Annotated in this window: 27 protein-coding genes and 1 pseudogene; 9 read left to right on the plus strand and 19 right to left on the minus strand. The window is 45.1% G+C overall.

Translation table 11 applies throughout. The annotated features are described in order from the left end of the window. The first annotated feature begins 30 nt into the window (after positions 1-30). Positions 31-573, plus strand: a complete 543-nt coding sequence (locus tag BW42_RS04020; RefSeq protein WP_035407765.1) for an NADPH-dependent FMN reductase — start codon at positions 31-33, stop codon at positions 571-573. A gap of 60 nt (positions 574-633) precedes the next feature. On the opposite strand, the gene BW42_RS04025 is transcribed toward BW42_RS04020, so the two are convergent. The 3 genes from BW42_RS04025 to BW42_RS04030 form a co-directional block, all read right to left on the minus strand. Continuing rightward, positions 634-843: a hypothetical protein gene (locus BW42_RS04025; RefSeq protein ID WP_035407768.1), complete on the minus strand. Its 210-nt coding sequence runs from the start codon at positions 841-843 to the stop codon at positions 634-636. Between the two features lie 75 nt (positions 844-918). Beyond that, positions 919-1,089, minus strand: a complete 171-nt coding sequence (locus tag BW42_RS16260; RefSeq protein ID WP_023468416.1) for a hypothetical protein — start codon at positions 1,087-1,089, stop codon at positions 919-921. A 12-nt stretch (positions 1,090-1,101) separates the two neighbouring features. Beyond that, positions 1,102-1,446, minus strand: a complete 345-nt coding sequence (locus tag BW42_RS04030; RefSeq protein WP_035407771.1) for a DUF2200 domain-containing protein — start codon at positions 1,444-1,446, stop codon at positions 1,102-1,104. Between the two features lie 82 nt (positions 1,447-1,528). On the opposite strand from BW42_RS04030, the gene BW42_RS04035 reads away from it, so the two are divergent. Then, complete coding sequence (locus tag BW42_RS04035; RefSeq protein WP_035407774.1) at positions 1,529-2,233, plus strand: hypothetical protein; 705 nt, start codon at positions 1,529-1,531, stop codon at positions 2,231-2,233. Here BW42_RS04035 and BW42_RS04040 read toward each other — a convergent pair whose 3' ends face one another. Beyond that, positions 2,234-3,262: an ABC transporter permease gene (locus tag BW42_RS04040; RefSeq protein WP_035407779.1), complete on the minus strand. Its 1,029-nt coding sequence runs from the start codon at positions 3,260-3,262 to the stop codon at positions 2,234-2,236. Next, positions 3,262-3,978, minus strand: coding sequence for an ABC transporter ATP-binding protein (locus tag BW42_RS04045; RefSeq protein WP_035407782.1), 717 nt, complete (start codon positions 3,976-3,978; stop codon positions 3,262-3,264). Before BW42_RS04045 ends, BW42_RS04040 begins: the two co-directional genes overlap by 1 nt. A gap of 155 nt (positions 3,979-4,133) precedes the next feature. Here BW42_RS04045 and BW42_RS04050 point away from each other — a divergent pair, with 155 nt between their 5' ends. After that, positions 4,134-4,721 (plus strand): TetR/AcrR family transcriptional regulator, encoded by a 588-nt coding sequence (locus tag BW42_RS04050; RefSeq protein WP_035407786.1) that lies wholly within the window; start codon positions 4,134-4,136, stop codon positions 4,719-4,721. Further along, a complete protein-coding gene (locus tag BW42_RS04055) occupies positions 4,718-5,248 on the plus strand; it encodes a hypothetical protein (RefSeq protein ID WP_052019009.1) in 531 nt (176 codons plus the stop codon). Before BW42_RS04050 ends, BW42_RS04055 begins: the two co-directional genes overlap by 4 nt. Before the next feature lies 1 nt (position 5,249). On the opposite strand, the gene BW42_RS04060 is transcribed toward BW42_RS04055, so the two are convergent. After that, positions 5,250-6,503 (minus strand): hypothetical protein, encoded by a 1,254-nt coding sequence (locus BW42_RS04060; protein ID WP_035407788.1) that lies wholly within the window; start codon positions 6,501-6,503, stop codon positions 5,250-5,252. 31 nt (positions 6,504-6,534) lie between these two features. Continuing rightward, positions 6,535-7,791 (minus strand): hypothetical protein, encoded by a 1,257-nt coding sequence (locus BW42_RS04065; protein WP_197026212.1) that lies wholly within the window; start codon positions 7,789-7,791, stop codon positions 6,535-6,537. Between the two features lie 159 nt (positions 7,792-7,950). Here BW42_RS04065 and BW42_RS16630 point away from each other — a divergent pair, with 159 nt between their 5' ends. Further along, on the plus strand, positions 7,951-8,073 hold the full coding sequence (locus BW42_RS16630; protein ID WP_255344362.1) for a hypothetical protein: 123 nt from the start codon (positions 7,951-7,953) through the stop codon (positions 8,071-8,073). Positions 8,074-8,276: 203 nt separating this feature from the next. Here the strand turns inward: BW42_RS16630 and BW42_RS04070 are convergent, their stop codons facing one another. The 4 genes from BW42_RS04070 to BW42_RS04085 are packed head-to-tail and all read right to left on the minus strand — an operon-like array spanning position 8,277 to position 12,973. Next, positions 8,277-8,804: an HAD-IIIA family hydrolase gene (locus tag BW42_RS04070; protein WP_035407795.1), complete on the minus strand. Its 528-nt coding sequence runs from the start codon at positions 8,802-8,804 to the stop codon at positions 8,277-8,279. A gap of 17 nt (positions 8,805-8,821) precedes the next feature. Further along, the gene (locus BW42_RS04075; protein WP_035407799.1) at positions 8,822-11,458 is read right to left on the minus strand and encodes an ABC transporter permease; all 2,637 of its coding nucleotides are present in this window, start codon (positions 11,456-11,458) and stop codon (positions 8,822-8,824) included. A gap of 19 nt (positions 11,459-11,477) precedes the next feature. Continuing rightward, positions 11,478-12,251 (minus strand): hypothetical protein, encoded by a 774-nt coding sequence (locus BW42_RS04080; RefSeq protein ID WP_035407802.1) that lies wholly within the window; start codon positions 12,249-12,251, stop codon positions 11,478-11,480. 26 nt (positions 12,252-12,277) lie between these two features. Further along, on the minus strand, positions 12,278-12,973 hold the full coding sequence (locus BW42_RS04085; protein ID WP_035407805.1) for an ABC transporter ATP-binding protein: 696 nt from the start codon (positions 12,971-12,973) through the stop codon (positions 12,278-12,280). Positions 12,974-13,580: 607 nt separating this feature from the next. Between BW42_RS04085 and BW42_RS16120 the strand changes: the two are divergent. Next, positions 13,581-14,743 (plus strand): annotated as a pseudogene (locus BW42_RS16120) (IS3 family transposase). Between the two features lie 69 nt (positions 14,744-14,812). Here the strand turns inward: BW42_RS16120 and BW42_RS04100 are convergent. The 6 genes from BW42_RS04100 to BW42_RS16400 form a co-directional block, all read right to left on the minus strand. After that, complete coding sequence (locus BW42_RS04100; protein ID WP_035407812.1) at positions 14,813-15,127, minus strand: hypothetical protein; 315 nt, start codon at positions 15,125-15,127, stop codon at positions 14,813-14,815. Between the two features lie 9 nt (positions 15,128-15,136). Continuing rightward, positions 15,137-16,120 (minus strand): DUF2268 domain-containing protein, encoded by a 984-nt coding sequence (locus BW42_RS04105; RefSeq protein WP_035407815.1) that lies wholly within the window; start codon positions 16,118-16,120, stop codon positions 15,137-15,139. A gap of 46 nt (positions 16,121-16,166) precedes the next feature. Further along, a complete protein-coding gene (locus tag BW42_RS04110) occupies positions 16,167-16,598 on the minus strand; it encodes a hypothetical protein (protein ID WP_035407817.1) in 432 nt (143 codons plus the stop codon). A gap of 53 nt (positions 16,599-16,651) precedes the next feature. Beyond that, positions 16,652-17,458: a phosphotransferase gene (locus tag BW42_RS04115; RefSeq protein WP_035407820.1), complete on the minus strand. Its 807-nt coding sequence runs from the start codon at positions 17,456-17,458 to the stop codon at positions 16,652-16,654. 171 nt (positions 17,459-17,629) lie between these two features. After that, on the minus strand, positions 17,630-18,190 hold the full coding sequence (locus tag BW42_RS04120) for an AAA family ATPase (protein WP_052019010.1): 561 nt from the start codon (positions 18,188-18,190) through the stop codon (positions 17,630-17,632). Beyond that, a complete protein-coding gene (locus BW42_RS16400) occupies positions 18,187-18,597 on the minus strand; it encodes a hypothetical protein (RefSeq protein WP_035407822.1) in 411 nt (136 codons plus the stop codon). Before BW42_RS16400 ends, BW42_RS04120 begins: the two co-directional genes overlap by 4 nt. Before the next feature lie 158 nt (positions 18,598-18,755). On the opposite strand from BW42_RS16400, the gene BW42_RS04130 reads away from it, so the two are divergent. The 3 genes from BW42_RS04130 to BW42_RS04135 are packed head-to-tail and all read left to right on the plus strand — an operon-like array spanning position 18,756 to position 19,697. Continuing rightward, positions 18,756-19,124 carry a sigma factor gene (locus tag BW42_RS04130; protein WP_035407825.1) on the plus strand — a complete coding sequence of 123 codons (369 nt, stop codon included), beginning with the start codon at positions 18,756-18,758 and terminating at the stop codon, positions 19,122-19,124. Then, positions 19,114-19,245 carry an RNA polymerase sigma factor gene (locus BW42_RS16665; protein WP_369792027.1) on the plus strand — a complete coding sequence of 44 codons (132 nt, stop codon included), beginning with the start codon at positions 19,114-19,116 and terminating at the stop codon, positions 19,243-19,245. The genes BW42_RS04130 and BW42_RS16665 overlap by 11 nt, the downstream gene beginning before the upstream one ends. Further along, positions 19,242-19,697, plus strand: coding sequence for a hypothetical protein (locus BW42_RS04135; RefSeq protein ID WP_035407829.1), 456 nt, complete (start codon positions 19,242-19,244; stop codon positions 19,695-19,697). Before BW42_RS16665 ends, BW42_RS04135 begins: the two co-directional genes overlap by 4 nt. 99 nt (positions 19,698-19,796) lie before the next feature. On the opposite strand, the gene BW42_RS04140 is transcribed toward BW42_RS04135, so the two are convergent. After that, positions 19,797-20,180, minus strand: coding sequence for a GNAT family N-acetyltransferase (locus BW42_RS04140; protein ID WP_035407832.1), 384 nt, complete (start codon positions 20,178-20,180; stop codon positions 19,797-19,799). After that, on the minus strand, positions 20,177-20,845 hold the full coding sequence (locus BW42_RS04145; protein WP_052019011.1) for an HAD family hydrolase: 669 nt from the start codon (positions 20,843-20,845) through the stop codon (positions 20,177-20,179). The genes BW42_RS04140 and BW42_RS04145 overlap by 4 nt, the downstream gene beginning before the upstream one ends. Positions 20,846-20,859: the final 14 nt, after the last annotated feature.

Consider the following 20,859-nt stretch of genomic DNA (forward strand, 5'->3'; position numbering starts at 1 on the left):
ACCGCATCTAAACAAGAGGAGGAAATGGAGATGGAGAAATTAAACATTGGGATCATCTTAGGATCAACACGTGAAGGACGCCTCAGCCCACAAGTCGGGAACTGGGTCAAACAACTCGCCGATCAACGAGGGGACGCAAACTATACGATTCTTGATATCGCCGATTACAAATTACCACTCCTTGGTGAAAAAGATGGGGATGCGTCAGGTGCTGTTGCTTGGTCGAAGGATGTCGCAGCGCAAGACGGCTTCGTCTTCATCGTCCAGGAATACAACCATTCCATCGCAGCGTCACTCAAGAACGCGCTCGATTATCTACGCGTCGAATGGAACAATAAAGCGGCAGGGATTGTCTCTTATGGTTCCGTCGGTGGAGCGCGGGCAGCTGAACATTTGCGCGGCATCTTAGGAGAGTTATTGATTGCCGACGTTCGGGTGCACCCGGCGTTATCGTTGTTCACTGATTTCGAGAACGGATCGAACTTAAAAGCGGCAGACGTTCAAGAAACGTCGGTCAACCAAATGCTCGATCAAGTCATCCCGTGGGCAACGGCGTTAAAAACAATCCGCTAAATCGTGATTGATCCAGAAAACCCCCTCATTTCAGCGAAATGAGGGGGATTTTTATCGTTGTCATGTACAACACGACGTGACGCGGCGCAAATTCTTTTCTTGAATGTAAAGCGTCTGTTGTTGGACTTTATAAGGAATATCAGCCGCTTGAAGACGTTCGAGATAGTGACCCGTCGGAGCGACCGTCCATTTCACATATGTTGTTGCGGCATTCGGTGAAGCAAGACAGATGAGTAGCAAAAGCGGAAGGATCCATTTTCGAATCTTCAATCGTATACCTCCTTCATTATTTCAAATACTGTATTAATGATTTTATTGTTTAAATCAAAAACTAAAAATCACGACTCACGTCAACAAAAAATAACTGACCATCAAGCCGACCAACAGACCACTAAAAGCAAGTCGATAGACGGGTGAACGATGGGTTCCTTTATTTCGTTTGACTTGATAGACGATGAAATAGGTCACACTGGTCACCATGACGAGGATCGCCAGTGTACTGAGTAAAGTAGACATCAGCATTCCTCCTTATCGTAAGATTTTAGCTAACGATTTTCCTTTCGCCAACTCATCGACAAGTTTGTCGAGAATCCGGATGTTACGAATGTGCGGATCCGTTAGATTTTCCACACGAATCCCGCAGATGACGCCAGTGACTAAAAATCGGCGTTCGTTCAGGTCGGGTGCGTGCTCGAAAAAGGCTGCGACAGTTTGGGTTTGTATGGCTTGTTCAAGAGTTGATTGCGTGTGTCCGGTCAACCAGAACAGCACGTCATCAAGCTCGTCTTGCGTCCGTTGCTTGCGCTCGACTTTTTGACGGTATACCTGATACAGCTGCTGCATCGGCATTTGAAATACTTTTTCGTAACTCATCTGAATCGCCTCCTTTCATGGTAACATATGGGAAAAGGTCTTGTGTCAAGGATTTTAAGTCGGTTTGGAGGTGCAGGATGAAATGAGACGTCGAATCATTGGAATGACTTTCATGACGTGCCTAGTACTATTTTTAGGCGTCGTAGGTGTAAAACTATCGTATCAGGCATTGATCTATCCACCGATTGATCAATCGACAGGAAACTGGGTACGTGTTCCGAGTACGATTTTACCGACTAAAAAGGTCATCTATGCGAAAAAAGAGCAAATCATCAAACAACTGGATTCTTTAAAAAGCGGGCACGAAGGATATCGGAAGGAACCTAAAAAGAAAAAACCGATTGAGCTTGGACGAGGTTTCTTGACGGATGCGATCAATCAAATCGCTCGTGTGACTCCTTGGATTGTCGCTTTAGTGATCATCTTCTATCTGTATCGTCGACAACGATTCAACCGCATGCAGTGGTCATTTCCACCAAGGCATCAACCAAAACGAACCGCTCTATCGCTAACGCTAACGCCTGAAGTCCAGTCCTCATCAGAAGACAGTATTCTTGATTCAAAAATTCGTGAAGCAGTGCGCACGTTCAATCGGTCACTTGCTCCAGCGCAACAGCGACGGACACATGAGACGCTGATGGAGTGGTTAACACGTTTAGAGGTCACGGTTCCGTATGAGATCTATCAGCTCGTTCGGTATGCCGACGTGGCAGAACAGACACTTGATCCTTCTCGACGGACTGTTTTCCTTGAACAGCTTAAGCAAAATCAGACACGGCTTGTGTAATCAGCCGTGTCTTTTTTGATGTCCGCGATACTTGTTAAGAGCGAGCATGTTCAACAGGAATAAGGCGGCTCCGTAGAGAAATAATCCGAGCCAGTACGGCCAGATGCTCGACCAACCGTTACCGTAGACGAGTACCTCTTTAATCGCACTCGCTCCGTAGAAAATCGGTGTGATATATCCGATGTTACCGAGTCCGTACGGGATTAAATCGAGCGGAATCAAACCGGAGAAGAAGATCTGCGGAATGATCGTAAAAGGAATCAACTGGACGACTTGTAATTCAGACTGGGCAAAGATCGAAATCGTTGCCCCGAACAAGACCGCGACGACGGCAAGTCCAAGCATCGTCAGGAAGACCCAGATGATCGAACCTTCAGACGGTAAGTCAAGAACGGTCGTCGCGTACAGGACGACAAGAATCGCCTGGATCGAGGCGAAGACGCTATAACCGAGCGTATAGCCGAAGATGACGTCGGTTTGGCGAATCGGTGTCATCATCAACCGCTCGAGCGTGCCGCCACTGCGTTCCTTGACGAGTGCCATTGCTGACAAGATAAAGACGAAGAAGAATGAGAACAGCGATAAAAAGACGAAGCCAAGCGCATCAAAGGTCGATTGATCAACATCTCCGTACAGATAGTTCGTCTCGAGTTGCATCGTCGGTTGCAGTGACGCAAGTCCAGCTTGAATCTCGCGTAGTGCTTTGGAACTTTTCGTCGAAGGTTCGCGGAGGTTCAACGCTAGCTGACTGTCTTCCATGTCTAAGACGACGTCGACCGTTTCATGATCTTTGAGATAGGCGTCCGCATCACTGCCGTTATACGTTTTAAGCGACAGATCCTGTTTTTCGATCGCTTGTGAGACTGGAGTCGGTACATCTTGACTGATGGCGACGACAGGTGTGTAGTCATCGTTTCCAAGTAGGAAATAGATTAAGGTGAAGATTAACAATGGAGCAAGCAAAATCAGTCCGACGCTTCGTTTATCGTTCAACGTTTGACGGATGACCCGCCGTGCGAGTTGCCACATCACGTCACGTCCTTTCCGGCGAGCAGGAATAGTTCTTCAACTTTTCCGTTTTCCGTCTGGGCAAGCAAACGGTCGAGCGGATCATAAGCGATGATTCGACCGTTATAGATCAATGCCGCCCGGTCACATTCATTGATTTCATCCATGACGTGGGTCGAGACGACAATCGTCGTACCTTTCGCACGAATCGCTTGGAATTGATTCCAAATCTGTCGGCGTAACACGGGATCAATCCCGACGGTCGGCTCATCCAGAAATAGAATACTTGGACGATGTAGGATTGAGATGGCAAGGGACAATCGTTTCTTCATCCCACCGGAATAATGACGGACGAGCTTTTTTTGATCATTCGTCAAATCGACGAGCGTCAACACTTCTTCGATTCGTTTTGCTAAGTTCTGACGAGACATGTTGTATAAGGAACCGAAAAACTGTAGGTTCGCAAGACCAGATAAATCCTCGTACAAAGCATCGTTTTGTGGCATGAAACCGATCTCTGATAACATCTTAAAGTTCGGCATCAAGGTGTTACCGACTTGAATCGTCCCAGCATCTGCTTGAATCGCGCCGATCATCAAGCGAATCAACGTCGTCTTACCGGAACCTGACGGACCAAGCAAGCCACAAATCTCACCAGACGGAATCAAAAGATCAATTTTTTGGAGGACGTCCTGTTGATGAAACGATTTCGATACACCGTGTAGTTGTAAATCCATCGTATTCTCCCTCCTTTTTATAAAATAATTATTGAACAACGTGTTGATTAATTTCATTATAAAAGGGAGAGAAACTGGGAGCAATGACCAATTGAAGTCCATCTGTTGCTTAAGCGACATATCCTGACAAACTGTTGAAGAAAGAGGCGATTTCGATGAAAAAACAGGATTTACGCATCATTCGAACCGACCGCAGAATACGCGAGACGTTCCTTCAGCTGATCGACGAAGTCGGCTTTGACGCCGTGACAATCAAGTTACTGACGGACCGCGCTGAAGTCAATCGCGGGACATTCTATCACCATTACGCCGATAAATACGAATTGCTCGAACGGATGACGAATGAAATCTTTGAAAAGATCGAAGCGACATTTGAACGGGAGATTCCCTTTGTCCTAATCAACAAAACGGAGGACTCTCCGTACCGGCGAATCATTCCGTTTTTGATCTTCCTCTATGAGAATCGGACGCTGATGCGAATCTTGCTCAGTCCGACGAGTGACGGGATGTTTCGGAAGCGCGTCCGTGATTACATGCAACAGATTCTTTTTTCAGGGTTACACGAACAGGGGGAACGACTCGTTCCAGAAGACTATCTCATCGCCTATCTTTCTGCTGCCCATCTCGGTGTCATTGAATCGTGGTTGAGTCATCCGAATGAGACGACCCCGGAAGAGATTGCCCGGATCATCTTTACGATTTCGATGGAAGGACCGTTTCGAGCGGCAGGGTTCCGGCGATGAACTTACAGGAAGTATTAGCCTATATCGTCAAGGCATTACAACAAGCGCAAATTCGCTTCGGCATCGGTGGTTCATTGCTGTTAGCACATCATGGACTGCCTGTCACTCCGCGCGACATCGATCTCGTCGTCGCACTAGAAGACGTTGAACGAGCCATTCAATTGTTATCGGAGATGGGAACTGTCGTCGAACACGATGAGACGTCATTGTACGCGACACAAGTGTTTCAGGAATTCATCATTCATGATATTGATCTCGATCTGATGAGCGGACTGCGGATTCGCCATGATGAGGGAATCTTCGTCTATCCATTTGCTGAACAAACGATTAATGAGACCGGACCTCCATTTATGTCACTCGTCGATTGGTATGTCATCTATCAATTAATCCCAGGACGAGAACAAAAAGTCGTGATGATTGAGCACTGTCTTGCTGATCAGGAAGTGGACCGAGAACGACTCGAACAACTGAGACGACTTAATCTCCCGCAAGACGTAAACAATCGGATAGATCAATGGCTGAACTAACTCATAAGTCGCGCATTAAAACGACTTCGTTCGTTGCCGGTAAGTAGGCATGATTCGAGTCAAGCAAACCACAGAGAACGTACTGATCGAGCGTCTGGTCGAAAACATAATAGGGCTTTAATGTCACATAAGGTGTGAGTGCGTGACGTATGACTTCTTCCGGCACGCTATTAGGCAACGGTTGCGCCGAGTCATAGTAGAGCGCGATAATCGACTCGTTATCAACAAGTAAGCTGACTTCGTAAGTTTCTTCAATCAGGAGAATCGTTAAACGACGCTTGTAAGTAAGCGTTGGGTCGTCGTGTGTCCGGCGTACTTTCACATTAATGAATGGAAAATCCCGATAGATTTCCTGAATCGTCCACGCTCCTGACTCTTCAGGATACTCCGCGGCGATGACGTCTTTAGCAATTGATTGACAAGTCGTCAGTGTCTCATCGGTCAATGGTCGGTAATCCGGATGTGATGTTTGAGCTTCGGCATCGAGTGCCGTGGCGGCGTCTCTCCGCTTAATCAATTTGCGCGTGTAGGAGAACATAGATGGCTTGTCCCATGTCACGATCTCGTTCAGGGCAACGGACGAAGTGTCTGGATCACTAAAGGGATACGTATGCGAGCCATCTTGAGAAACAAAGATTTCTTCGATTGTATGCGCCTGTATTCGTTGTTGCTCACCAGGAGCTGAAAAGAACTGTAACTGTTGCGAAATGATTGGTGTGATTTGTACAGGTGACAGTGAAAACGATTCAGTCGGATAATCCTTGCTCAGCTCGGGGGTTCCATACACACTGAAAAAATCAAGCGCTCCGTCGTCGGTCAACTCAAGCGAAATGATAAGACCAGGGAAGAGGCGAATCCCGTTATGACAGCTGACATACTGATACAGCGAATCTTGATGCGTAAGTAACATGAATTGCTGGTCGAATGTCATTCCTAATTCTTGCTCAAGCCAATCAATCCGGATGTCTGAATCACGTAAATCATCTGGAACCGAATGAATCGTGACATCACCATGTTTGTTGATTGATGTCGTTCGTCGTGTAGCTGTATCGACTTGGATCTCAATCGTACCGTCTGGATAACTCTCGTCTTCAGACCATGGACCGTGCAGAATTGGGAACCAACATGTCTCAAACGAATACTGAGTTTCACCATGAATTTTTTCGCGGTGATAGAAGGATTCATGTAGGAAATAATCGTTCAGTTGATATTTATCTTGGATATGGGAGATTAAATCTTTCGTTAATGGATGCAATGTGTTCACTCCTTTATTATATGAATTCACTTTAAAGATCTCGTAATAAAATGACCTTATTTGTTGCGGGTAAGAAAACATGATTCGAGTTGAGCAAGCCACAAAGAACGTAGTGACCTTTTGAAGCGTCAAATACATAACGCGGTGTGAGAGACAAGTACGGATGTAGTGCGTTGAAAATGATGTCTTGCTGATGATCTTCGAGCTCCGGTGCGGTAACGGAAGCAAACACGGTTTGGAGTTCCTGATTGTCGACCAAGTCAATCCAGTGAAGTGTTTTTGCGTCAAGGAGAATCGTGATGCGTCGATGCTGATCGACATAGGACGTCGGATGCGCGTGTGACAACGTGACAGCAAGGTAGGGATCTTGTCGGTAAATGTGCCGAAGCATCCATTGTCCGGAATCGGCAGAATACTCGTTTTGTATGATGTCTTTGATCACTGCGCGACAAGCGTCCGCAGTCTCCTGCGGAATCGGACGAAAATCCGGATGTTCGGTCTGCGTGATCACGTCATTCGCGGTCACGGTTTCTCCAGATTGAAACGGATACCGTTCATGCGTCTTAGACGATAAACCTGTCCAAGATAACACATCATTCACTTCGATGGATGATGTGAAATCTAGTTTACTTGGAACAAGGATAGACGCTTCTTGTGTCACGAACGCCTCAGCGACGGTATGCGCGTATTGATTTCCTGTTTTAGGGTAGGAAAACCATTTTATTTGTTGTTTGGTTAGCGATTCAATTTCCTCAAGTGTTAAGGTGAAAGATTTTGATTCCACTCGGTGATCAAGCGGATGAGGACCGTATATGAACAACTCGTCGAGTTGACCATTTTCCGTTAACGTCAGATGGATGAAGCAACCGGGAGACAGCCGGACTCCGTCGTAACAACTCACATAACTGAAAAAAGTTTCGTCGTCTTTTTCGAGTATGAAATGTGTACCATGGATCATGCTGGTTTCTGACTCGAGCCAAGCGATACGAGTGCTGATATCACGTAAGTCGTTCGGTACGGAATGAACCAGGATCTGACCGTGTAAGGATAACGTTGTCGTTCGTTTCGTGACAGGATTTATCGCAATCTGCACCGTTCCTTCAGGAAGCATCGTGCCATCCTCTTCCTCGATGACCGATGTACCACGCGGAATCCAGAACGTTTCGAAAGAGTAACCGGTTTGGTCGTTCATTTTGTTTTGCGTGTAGGACGATTCATAGAGCACATAATCAGTTAAATGATATTTCTCGAGCATATAATCAGTCAGCTGTTTCGTTAAAGCATGCAACGTATTCACCTCTATTTCGTACGTTCAGTGTAACGTGAATCTCCTTGTGATGAAGCGGAATTGAAAATTATTACATAATTGTAAGGCTTATAATATAGATTAATGTATTATTATAGTAAAATAAATATAAGGACCATTGAAACGTAGGAGGAAACAAAAGTGTCAGATTTTAGTCTAGCAATGAATCTTTTATTTGGGAGTGTCCATCTCATTCTTATGGCGATGGCGATCCCATCGATCATCTATGCACTCTATCTATTACGAAAAATCGCTAACAAATGATTGCAGGAACTTTTTGGTAAGAACAAGAAGACAGTTTAAGTACCCTCGCATCATCAAAAGGAGGCGGTAGCATGTCATTTTGGACATGGTTTGCAATCTTATTTGTGTTAGCGAACAGTATCTTCGTAGCTTCTCAATCGAAACGTTCCAAGAAATAACAAAAGGCGCGACTTCCGTTTACGGAATTGCGCCTTTTCGTTTATTCAGTTTTGCTTGTCGAGCCAAGCGATTGCCTCTGCCAAGTCGTCGGCGATATAGTCGACGTTTGCTTGCTCTAATCGGTCGGCGTAATCGCGGATTGAGCTCTCTCCGGCACCTGTCCGGACTAAGATTTTGATACATCCGGCACGAGCAGCTGCCATCATATCACTCCATCGGTCCCCAATGACGACACATTGATCGAGTCGGAGATCGTGTTTTACTTGAGCTTGCCATAATAAATCTGGTGATGGTTTGCGACAGGAACAATGATCTTCCGCTGCATGCGGACAAATCAGTATGTCATCAAAGCCGAAGTCCTGTAATTCTGTCCGGAACTCCTCTTCACGCGCGAGTCCTTTTGAAATACCAGGCTGATTCGTAAACGCAATCAATAACATACCTTGGTTACGTAAGCGTTCCATTAGTGAAGCGACGTGAGGGAATAACGTAAACGTTCCGGGATAGTGGACGGTGTTATCTCCACCAATCGTTCCGTCTCGGTCAAAAAATATTGCTTGAATAGAATTCATGTGTACAACTCCTTAGTTTACGAAGCATCTTTCAGTTCTTGGTACGGTTGAACACGAGCGGCCAGTTGTGCTGGGATGAACGCCGCGATGACACCGAACAGAATCGGTAAGGCGAGCGATACGCCAATCAACAACGGTTCATTCCATGGAACAAGATCGTATAGAACGTAAATCGTCGTGTAGGCGACAATCAGTCCAATGACTCCGGAAATGAGACCGACCAGGAAGCCTTCGAGGACGATCAATTGACGGATTGCACCGTTCGTCCAGCCGAGCGCTTTTAAGACGGCGAGTGAAGCGCGACGATCGGTGACGTTTTGCCACATGATCTCTCCCGTCGTTAAAATGGCGATTGTGATCGCAACACCCATCGTCACGTAATGCATCGGACCGACTTGCAGGGCGACGAATTGTCCGAGCCACGACGTGTAAAGGACACCCTGTAAATGGAATGTCACGAACAGGAAGAAGGTTAAGAGAGCAGTCGGTAAAGCAATCGAGAGGACGGACAGGCTATTGCGCTTCCATTTCCCGATCAGTTCCTTCAGTGCGAGTGTCACGGTCGAACGAAGTTTCAGTCCGACGCGAGCTGCTTTCGCGTATTCACCGGTCTTAATCGCTTCATAAGGTGAGATGCGACGGATCGTCCACGCCGACCAGGTCGCACCAGCCAGGTAAATGACGAGACTGAACAGCGCGATCCAAAGAAGACTCCAGCCGTTCATCGCTTCATTACGAACATATGAGAAGATCCCTTCGACAATTAAGGCAACCGTCGAGACGAATCCAGCGAGGATCGCCGCCTCAATCAAGACGATTTTATAGAGATCCTTCGTCCGCCAGCCGAGTGCCAGTAAGACAGCAAACTCTTTTCGGCGGGCGAGCATCGAGACATAGCTTGTCGCGAGGACATAGACAATCGCGACAGCGAGCATCGCGAAGATGACGCCTGAGAAACCGACGCTCGTCTCGCGGAAGATTGTCATCGCAGCACCGATGTGAATCCATGGTTGTTCGATCCAACCGAGCGTCTTACCTTCATCGACGACTTTTGTGACAACCGGTTGAGGAGATGAACCTTTTGTGATTGTAGCGATGAGACCGGTTTCTCGCTCGATTTGTTGTTTCACATCTTGGAGCAGTTGTTCTGATTCTTCGCTGACGGTCGTTGCACCTTTCACTTTCAGACGAATTGAGGAAATCGATTGTTCGCCATTGATTGCTCGTGCACTATCAATCGTCGTTAGGATGTTTGGAGAACTTGTCAACAATCCGACGGGATTACCAGATGTATCAATTGATTTTGCAGGATTGACAGGTTCGCTCTTCGCATCTAAAACAAGATCAGCAGACGAGGGACGATATGTTTCCATGGGTAACTCATTCAGTGGATCTTTTGAGACCTTAATGTTATTTGGATCGTATAGTCCGACGACATTGAATGCAAGGTATGGGAAGACGGTATCCAACTCACCTGGTTTTGGTTTTTTGATCTTACGTCCGACGGATTCAAGGGAACGGAAACCTTTTTTAGGGAAAAACTGTTTTCCATATGTCCAATTTTTGATCTCAGTTGGCGAAGCCGATACTTCATAGGCAGTCTTCCAGCGACTTGGATATGGACTATTGGCTGGCTTAAACGAGAGTGGTCCAGATTTATATAGTAGTTGGGCTCCTTCAGCGCTTGTCATATCAACATACGTAGAATTTGTCTTTTCTATAAGTGTTTGAAGGTAGTTTTCTTCCACTTTAGATGCTGGAATTTCGAGATGCTGTATTTTTTTTGCAGGATACGTAGTTAACGCTGAACGAAGAACTGAACGCTTCGGTTGTTTTTTTACTAGACTATCAATCAGCTTCTGTTGATCCTGCTCTGTTTTAAAGGGGGCATCTAATTTTTCGATTGTATATTCATAGCTTCCTCTATTAAAGGAGTTTGGATTTATTAAGACAGGTATGATGTGTTCGTCCGAATAATTACCGGATTGATGTTGATCTGTGCTGTTGAAATATCGAGACTTTTTATTTAAGCGAACACTTTTATCTAATCCGACAAGTCGAGCTTCCTCGACAGGGTCGATTCCAACAATCAATACTGGGTTTCTTGCAATTGCATTTTTAAACGTTTCAATGGGTTCATTGAAAAAAGAAGCATTTTTCGGAACATTTACTTTCGTACCTTGAGAGATATGGATGACGCTATGCGATTGACGTTCTCTCGTAAAACCATTTTCGATAAAATTCGTTTCTGTTAGACGATACATACCGGGTTCGCTTGGAAACTTCAATACATTTTTAAACGAAGTAACAGAGTTTACATATCCCATAACAGCAACCGGAGCTGCAATATCAATCGCATTCATTTGTTTGATTTGTTGGTATTGTTCAAAGGAAATTCCACCATTGATACCATTTAAATAGTTCGGTTCGAGTAAATCATTCGACTCACTTGCAAGCTGACTGCCTTTCGGTCGTACGACGATGTCATACGCAGACGACCATTTCTTTTGTAATGTTTGTTCGACCGTTCCCTGACTGGAGTCGGTCAAGTTGAACATCAGACTGAGTCCGGCGCTGATGATGAGCGCACCGACGAGCGTAAGGATGAATTTCCCGCGCTGCCGGCGCCATTGATTGATGACGAAACGAAGCATATGTAGTCTCCTTTGCTTGTTATTGGGAGATTTGCGTCTTTAAATAATGTGCAAGATCTTGTTCGAAATGGTGAATCGCTTGTGCATCGAGTGCTTCTACTTCTGCTTGCGCTGCGTAGCGGGTGACGAAGTAAGGAGAGAGTGGCGTCACCAGATGAATGCGCTCCGTCCAGTCTGTCAACGACTCATGACTTTGCCGCTTGAGGGCACGTGGTAATCGTTGGTTAAAATCAAATAGCATCAGGCGTAATGATTCTATAGGAGGAGTAGGCATAGACTGAGTTGTTGTAGACGAAGTTTTATTCTTGAAAGAAAGATTTGATTGATCTTCCATAGTCTCCGTAATGTCTAAAGTATGTTTTCCTGTGAGTCGCTTTCGTTTTTTGATTACAAAATAAATGATGAAACTTCCGACAAGAAGCAACAAGAGAAGGATGATCGAAAAACTAGAGCCTGCCTTTTCTTCGGCTGATTCCAAAAAGCCTGGCGACTTGGTAGCATTGGCTTTTCCACGTGCTGTTCCATCCACTTTTTCCGTTTTACCTGTACTTATACCTAAAATTTCACCTTCAGAATTTTCGTCGATTGTGTTATCGAGTGTACAACTATTTTTTTTGAAAATAAGTTTTGATAAGTCATCATGATTACAATCTCGCACAATCGTCGTCTCTTGTTCCGAGAAGTCCGCATTCCGAAACGCTTCATACGCAGACTGCGTCGATACGGACAACAATAGAAAAACGACAATAGAGCCAATGAAACTCGCAATCAGTTTGCTTCGAAACGTTTGCATCGCAGACACCTCCTCATAAACAGTACTTAGACACTTTGCACCGTGCGTTTTCGGCGGTCTTCGACGATCCGACCATCCTGCATGAAGAGAATTCGGTCAGCGCGTTCGGCGAGTGCTAAGTCGTGTGTGACAAATAAAACGCCACATTTGGCTTCACGATGCAGTTCTAGCAACAGTTCAAAAATCGCGTCACCGGTCATGGAATCAAGATTACCAGTCGGCTCATCTGCAAGAATCCATTGCGGATGATGCAACAAGGCGCGGGCGATTGCCACCCGTTGTTGCTGCCCGCCGGATAGTTGAGCAGGTAAAGCATTTCGTTTGTCGTCGAGTCCGACCCGATCGAGCAGCTCGAGGATTCGCTCGTCTTGATTAAACGATGTCTTTTGTTTTAACAAGGCGACCTTTAGGTTTTCAGACACCGTCAGTGACGGTAGGAGATGAAACTGCTGGAAGATGAAGCCAATCTCTTGCGAGCGAAATTGTGATAACCGTTTGTTCTTCCAAGACGTAATGTCCTGTCTGTCATAGAGAATCTGACCGGACGACGGACGATCGAGCGAACCAAGGAGACTAAGGAACGTCGATTTTCCGGACCCGGACGGACCGACGAGTGCCGTTACTTCCGATTGCAAAAATTGTCCGTTTAGTTGATGCAAGACATCGGTCCGGACACCGCTTCGCTCGAACGAGTGCGAAACATCTTGAAAGGTAATATTCATGTGACCACTCCTTTTACATAATTTGGTTAAATATAGTGTATTATTTTTAGAAAATTTTGTCTATTGTGTTTTTATTTTCGAAATCCTTACTCATTTATGTTTTTCTTATAACTTCTCTCTAAGATTGGATTAAACCCAATCTAGGGAGATATTTAAAATGAAACGAAGACGTAAGAAATGGCTATGCATTAGTAGAAGAATCATGCTGAAGCTCCTGTGAATCGATACCACCATCTTTTTAGGACGATGAGAGGCATAAGGAACGAAAAGAGTAGTGGAGTCGAAGACATTAAAAATATTCTTCTACTTCTCAGGAACGACAGTGGACGAAGAAATTACTTCGACTTGTCCTTGATTTACTTGGCGTGTCCGTCGATCGTCAAACGAATTATCGCTTCACATGACGATGAGGTAACGATTGAAAATCATCCGGATCAAGGAACTATCATGCCAATTATGTTGATGATGCACGAGATTCGAGCATGATGACATAAAAAAGGAGCGCGAACTCACACGAGGTCTGGGCTAACCTAAAATTTTGAGACAATATAAAACACCTTCGGAGTGGTACACTTTTAAAAAGTACTAATATCGGAGGTGTTTTTGCATGGGCAAAAACGTATATTCAAGCGAAGTGAAATGGGCAGTGGTCAAAGAAAAACTGAGTGGTGAGTTAACGACGAAAGAGATCATGGAGAAGTACGGAATCAAAAACAAATCACAAGTCGAAACATGGATGAGATGGTATCGGTCTAATGAACTCTATCGATTCGATCAGCCGATTGGAAAACAATACACTTATGGATATGGACCGGATTCTGCGAGTGAGGATGACAAGAGAGAACGACAAATATCTCATTTGAAGATGGAAAACGAGATTTTAAAAAAGTACATGGAGATCGAAAGAGAGTTGAGAAAGAAGCAGTCCTAAAAATTGTAAAGTTTCTTCGGAAGAGGTATACAGTCACCGCCATTCTTGGTGCATCGAACGTATCAAGAGCAAGCTATTACCGTTGGATTAAAGAATCTGTGCAAGCACCTTCGGTGCTAGAAAAAGCCATCATTGAACTAAGTAAGCAGACGAAGTATCGGAATGGACACCGAAAAATAAAGACATTATTACAGTAAATCTATCAAATGAAAGCCAATCGGAATACTGTACAGAAAATCATGCAAAAACACCATCTTCAATGTCGGATCAAGCCGAAACGAAGATGGAAGTCTCAAGGTGACCGCATCATAACGGCACCGGATCTTATCAAGCGTGATTTCACAGCAAGTAAACCGAATCAGAAGTGGGTAACGGATATCACCTATATCCAATACGGCAGCACGACGAAATATCTTTCAACTATCATGGACTTATTCAATAATGGAATCATCGCCTATAAGTTATACGAGCATCAACAAACGCCTCTTGTAATTGATACGTTGAAGATAGCGCTTGAGAATCGAAACTACCCCGAGGGGGTCATCCTTCATTCGGACCAAGGCAGTGTCTATACGTCATACGCCTTTCAAGAATTCGTTAAGAGGAATCACCTAACAAGCAGCATGTCTCGTAGAGGAAACTGTTGGGACAACGCAGTGATCGAATCATTCCACTCTAATTTAAAGTCCGAGGAGTTTCAGTACGTCAAATTTAATTCACTAAGAGACCATGAGGTCTCTAAACGCGTTATCAATTACTTAAATTACTATAACGAAGAACGAATTCAAGAAAAATTAGGCTACCTGACACCGAAGAAATACGGTGTGCTGGCAGCCTAATCAAGGTGTTTTATATGTGTCTCATATTGCTAGGTCAGTCTAGTCATCGTGAAAAGTGGCGCTCCTTTTTTATGTTTCTAGTCTGATATGAATTGCTCGTAATTGTTTTTTCAAAGCCGTTCTCGCTAAAGGTTCACCCTTTCCTGTACCAGGCTCAAAGGCATAAGGGCTAAAGACTTTAGCACCTTCTTTGAGCCAGTTTGAGCGATACAAGTCATGTGTCTCACTTCTCGATAAAAAGATACCGTCCTCGATTTCGACATTATCGTCTACTCCGAACTGAAAGCCGCAGCAAGAACAAATTTCAAACGAAGCGTCACCATTTTCGTCATAAGCAACGTCGTCCATTTGCGCATATCTGCAGACGGGACATATGTATTTCATGAAAGCACCTCATTGTTCAAGAATCTTTTGATACGTGTACCCTTTTAAGATATCTGCTTGATTCGTATAGGTCCAGTCAGTAATGGACTGATCTGGATGCGACTCAAAATAGTGATTGAGGATATCACGCCCCAAAATGTAGTTACTCCAGCGAGGAATCTCTTTTTGTTCGTTACCTACGACGAAGTCGAGTTGTGATACTTCATAGCTGTTGACCAGATGTACGACATGTTTCTTCGTTGCTTCATCCATTTCGACATTCCATGGAGGGGAGACGCCTTTGACGATTCGGTCGGCAAAGGCATCTGCCTTTCCTTCGACGATGACGGAATTAAGAGTCGTACTTAAACTAAAATCAGGTGTATCCTTGAGGACTAAGTGATGATATTCGTGTGCCGTAGAATATGCCAGGATGTCTTTATCGTAGTTTGTATCCAGATAGAGAATGAATGCATCTTTATAGGCTGCTCCTGTAACACCTTTCATTGACTGAAGATCGAAAGAGGATTCAGGATTAACCGGAGCGACGATGATGGTACTTTTCTTTTTGGGAAGGATCTTATGAGAAGCGATGTAATTTTTTTTAATGATTTTTGTAATGTCATCTTGTTGTTTCATCAAGTTCTCGATTTTGTCGAGTAACTCTTGTTCGTACACGGTTGATTGCAACATCGGGAAACCTTTCAAGTCGGCTGTCGCAAACTGCTCCTTTTCCCCGATTTTGTCGATATAGCTTAAGACATATTTCGCATAATTCTTTTTATCTTCTTCAGGATCATTGTTTTTTAAGGACGATTGTAGATATTGTTTGTATGGTTCATAAAGAAAAACAATGTTCAATTTACTTTCGGCATCGATTTTTACAGATTCGGATTTTACTTTTGTACTCTTTGATAACAGTTCAGTAGTGGGTTGTGTTGTCTTTTGCTCCTGTGTACAAGCAGACAAAAACAGAAGGGGAGCAGTTAAAAGTAATATCAATGATTTTTTCAAGTTACGTTCATCCTCCTTTTTTATGATGTAACAACTGCTTTCTATATCAATCCTCTTTCGCCACATGATCAACGACGATCGGATCGCTGTAAGACAAAATGTAAAAATCCTGTTCATGTGTCCTGACGGCAAATAAGTGCAAGTCTCCCCGTTCAGTATAGATTTCGTCCGTTTTCATAAACTTCGCAGCAAAATCACCGAACATCGATTCTTTTGACTTCACGACTGGATACGGCTTCCGAAGTTTCTCGTCGATGATGCCATGCTCTTGTAACGTTCCTAGGAAGACGGCGTACTTTTCAAAACGCATCAAAAAGTAATCACGCGAAGGATCGTTGATTATAAGCTTGAACGCTTCGTCAGCCCCATAAAAATAGAAATCAATCGCATAATGATCATTTGCCTTTAGCGACATCTTATCCAGTTCAAGTTCGTATTCTTCAGTCGTCAGTAAAAAATCAAGATCAATCGTTTTCACGGGAAATCACTCCTCTATGAAGATCACGGACATCTAACGTGAAAGATAAACTGTTATTTTTCTGATGAATCTTTATCGATGAACCATTTCGGACCATGTTCCGCGATGAAACGATGTTCTGCGCGATAATGTGTATCGTGACCCTCTTCTTTCATCTTCATGAAGGCAACATCGCCGTCGACAGCTCGTTGATCGATCAACAGATATAGCGCTTCGACGCGCAACAATAACATCGGTAGCAATTCGGAACGCGGACCTTCATAACCATAAGCATCAAGGAATCGACTCACTCGTTCGGCGAAGCGTGCATCATCTTGCTCCGATGAATAGGCAAGAATGGATCCGTCAGGTGATTGCCGTCTACTGCTGAGCGGGACGAACGTATAGAGCGCGTAGACGATATCCCATGCACGTGGTCCGGGTGCTGCAAAATCAAAGTCGATCACGCCACTTAGACGTTGATTCTGAAAAATCGTATTATAGACAGCAAAATCATTGTGACAGATGACTTCGTATGGAATAGGGGTGTTGATCAATGGCTCCCAGTCACTGGTTTCGAAGTCGACTGTAGCGTCATGATACTTGCGCATCAGATGTGCGACATCGTCCAACACATCGTCTTGCCACATGTACGCTTTTAGCGGATAGTCAGCCGTCTCACCGGGGAGGAAGGTCAGAATCTCTCGATTTTGTTCGTCGATGCCGACGAAACGCGGAACACCGGATAGATGTTTCGCTTCTAAATGGCGTAATAGACGGTGAACATTTGGACTGTTCTCATTTTGTGTACGATAGACATAGTTGCCTTTTTGATAGACAGCGGAGACATTTCCGCCAGTCAATCGTTGTTCTTCAGACATAATCGTTCCTACTTTCTTTGTTTCATTTGTAATCGGTTACATATCGACTGGTCATTATGAATCCGCTTAAGAGAAACGAATTGTCTTTACCACGAGCCTGGAATCGACGGTCAAAGAGTCGAAAGAAGGTCGAATCTCATGTTCATGCTTTACTTGCGATTGTAATGTTTTTCAATCAGTCGACACTTCATCGAAAAGAAAGTCATGCGACGAATCCGTGACATGATCGAGGAATGCTTCAACGTCTTCCGGCGAACGAAGACGAACGATTTTGTCCGCTTCACCTGTAACTGGCGGCTCGATTCGTTGTTGCTGATAGATGTCGTAGTACGACGATTCGCCACGAATTTCTCGTCCATCGCGTTTGGAGTGAGTCAGTCGGTTTGAAAGGATGGCTTCGGGTAAATCGAACCAGACGAGGATCGAGCGGAACGACGAAAGGGGAAATTGATTTAACAGCTGTTTCCGACCGGTCCGTGTAGTGTTGGCATTACATAAAATGATTGTCTCAAAGGAGGAAGTAATCGCCTTTTCGATCAACCATCCCGTCAAGTCATGTTTGATGTGATTCGGACCTTCTGTTGGGACGAGATCCGGATAATGTTCGAGCAAAAAGCGTGCTTGTAGATCCTGATCGATGATAAGGCTTGAGGGGAGACGACAGGCAAGCTTTTTGGCGAACGTCGTTTTCCCGGCATGTGTCGGACCGATCGTCAACAGGACCGTCCTCATGACGTTAGTTGTTCCTCGGGTAAGCGATCGGCAATGATTTGCGTTAGCCACTCTTCCTTCGTACCGAAGCAAGGAGTCGTTCGCCCGATATGATAAAACGTACTTGCTAACGGTCCGGTGAAATAAGTCGCATCCGGCATACATAAATAAATCGGTCGATTCGTCGCAAGTGCAATCCCGAGTTCGACGTGGCTACTTTTTCCTGCTGGTAAAACGAGGACAAAGGCGTCTGCTTGCTTGACAGCTTCGAATTCCGCAAGACCAATTTTTCTTAATGCTTCAGAATCTTCTGCCCGGTCGTTCTTCGTCCAGTCGTATGTTAAATCGTGACCACGCAAGCGGAGTTCATCCCGGAGCCAGCGGACGGTCAAAATGTGGTCAAAGCGAGAAGCGATATAGAGTTTCATTCGTCGTACATCCTCCTTTTTTATCTCTCTGTGTCCCATCCTATCGAATTCATTCACTCAAGAAAAGGGAATTATAAGAAAAATTTGAAAAAAATGAAACTTTTTAAATGTGTTGCGTATCTAATAAGGGAGTGATTGCAAAAGAGGAGGATGCCGATGTGTTTCGAAAAACCGGTGCAGCATTATCCGACGCTGCTTTTGGAGCAGCTTTATTCGCAGAAGAGGACTATGTATACCGTATCTCCTTCATTTATCTAAAAGAAGAGGAAGCGGCACTTGAAAATGTCCAAGAGGTCGCGTATCGAGCGTGGCGTGCGCGAAAGAGTCTACGTGATGCCTCGTATTTTAAGACGTGGTTGATGCGCATCACGATGAATTGTGCGTTCAAGCAACAGCGTGCGTCGTTTCAACCGTTGACAGTTGAACTCAGCCCTACCATGTCGTTTGAAGAGCGTCCGTTTGTATCTAAAGGATTTGCTCGAGATCCTCGAGCCGACCGAACGCTCAATCGTCTACTTGCGGTATGAAGAGGATTTGTCCTTGCAAGAGATTGCAGACACATTCAATGTGCCACTGAGTACAGTCAAAAGCACGTTGTACCGTGCACTTGAGAAAATACGTCGACGACAGAAGGGAATGAGCCTATGAGTCATGAGCGATCAATCTTGATTGATGTACCGTCATCCGTCAGACAACGGACGGTCCAAGGCATTAGGAAAGCGAGACGACGTCGGCGTTCCGTACAAGCCGCCTGTCTCGCAGCTGGTCTGACGATCGTTGGTTTTAGTTCCTTACTAGAGACCGTTCCCGAACAATCATCGCAATCGGTGGTGGTCGGCATGTATTATGATGAACAGTTTTACACGGTAGCAAAAAGAATCACGGATCCAGACTGGCAACAGCTGAAAGGGAAGCGAATTGGCGTTACTGACGATGTCTTGACCGATACGAAACTAGAACAGGACACATCTGATTTTGCATCGAACCTTGATGCGTTTACCGTCTATCAAGTCAAGAACGATCCGGTATCCGAGCATGTGCTAGTCGTTGGTGAGGAAGAGGGCCGAGAACGGGTAATGATTTTGTCGCCAACACAGTAAGTGAACAGTGGCATTCGACTGGAACACGAAACAGCCCATCACTTTTATCAGGAGATGGGCTACAACGTGACGAGCAAGAGTTAATCGAAGTCGTTCACGTCATCGTGATTTACGGAATCCATGGAAAGCACGAAATCCTTGCTCTTCATAGAAAGGAGCAGATTGACGGGTTGCCAGTAAATCAATCCGCGTCGGATAGGTATGTTGCAAGTGATCGAGCAACTGTTGTCCGTATCCTTGCTTACGTGCCTCGCGGCTGACGAGAAGCTCACAGACATACGTCGTCACGAAACCATCTGTCAAAGCACGGACATAAGCAACGACTTGTCCGTCGTACTCGAGGACGTAAGCAGCATTGGCACTGATCCATGCTTCACGCGTCCGCTCTTGATCAGCGACGAGATCCTGCCACCCTTCTAATTCGTTCAAGCGATGAATCTGATCAAAATCTTCAGGTTGGAAACGGCGAATCTGTTCAGTCATAGATGAGTCTCCTTTGGAATAAGGTTGTGTAACGGAAGCGGCAACTGGTGCCAGTCCGAAAATTGGGCGTCGGTCAACGCAACATCGCCCGTGCGCTTCCAAATGGTCTGCATACCGAGCGCTCGCGCCGGTAGGATATCGTGATCGTAGTTGTCTCCAACAAACAGCACCTCTTCTGGACGAACACTTAAACGTTCTGTCACACGTAAGAAAAACCCCGGATCCGGTTTACGTAAGCCTTCTTGCTCAGAGATTCCGATCTGCGTTAAGGCAGAAGTGAGTCCAATCGCGTCAAGGACGGCACGTTGAAACGTCGTTCTACCGTTCGAGAGCAAACCAATCGGTAGCTCGGGTGGTAATTGCGCAAAAAAGGTAGTAACGGCAGGGAAACTCCGTGCGAAGATCGGATAACGCGTCACGTAGTCGTGTAGCAGTACTTCAACAGAAAGTGACAACTGAAAGCGAGTAATCATTTCGGCGTAAACGACATCCTTCCAAACCCGTCCGCCTTGATCAAGCTCTAAGAAGACGCTGACGTATTCGTCTAGCGCAATAGGCGAGATTTGAGCTGAAAAACGCTCATATTGGTTCTCGAGAAAGGAGGGAAGAGACCCGTTCCGGTCATGTAATGTCTCGTCTAAATCAAACAATAGCGCACGAATCAAGATCAACAACACCT

The sequence above is a fragment of the Exiguobacterium sp. RIT341 genome (assembly GCF_000632205.1).
Classification (GTDB): Bacteria; Bacillota; Bacilli; order Exiguobacteriales; family Exiguobacteriaceae; genus Exiguobacterium_A.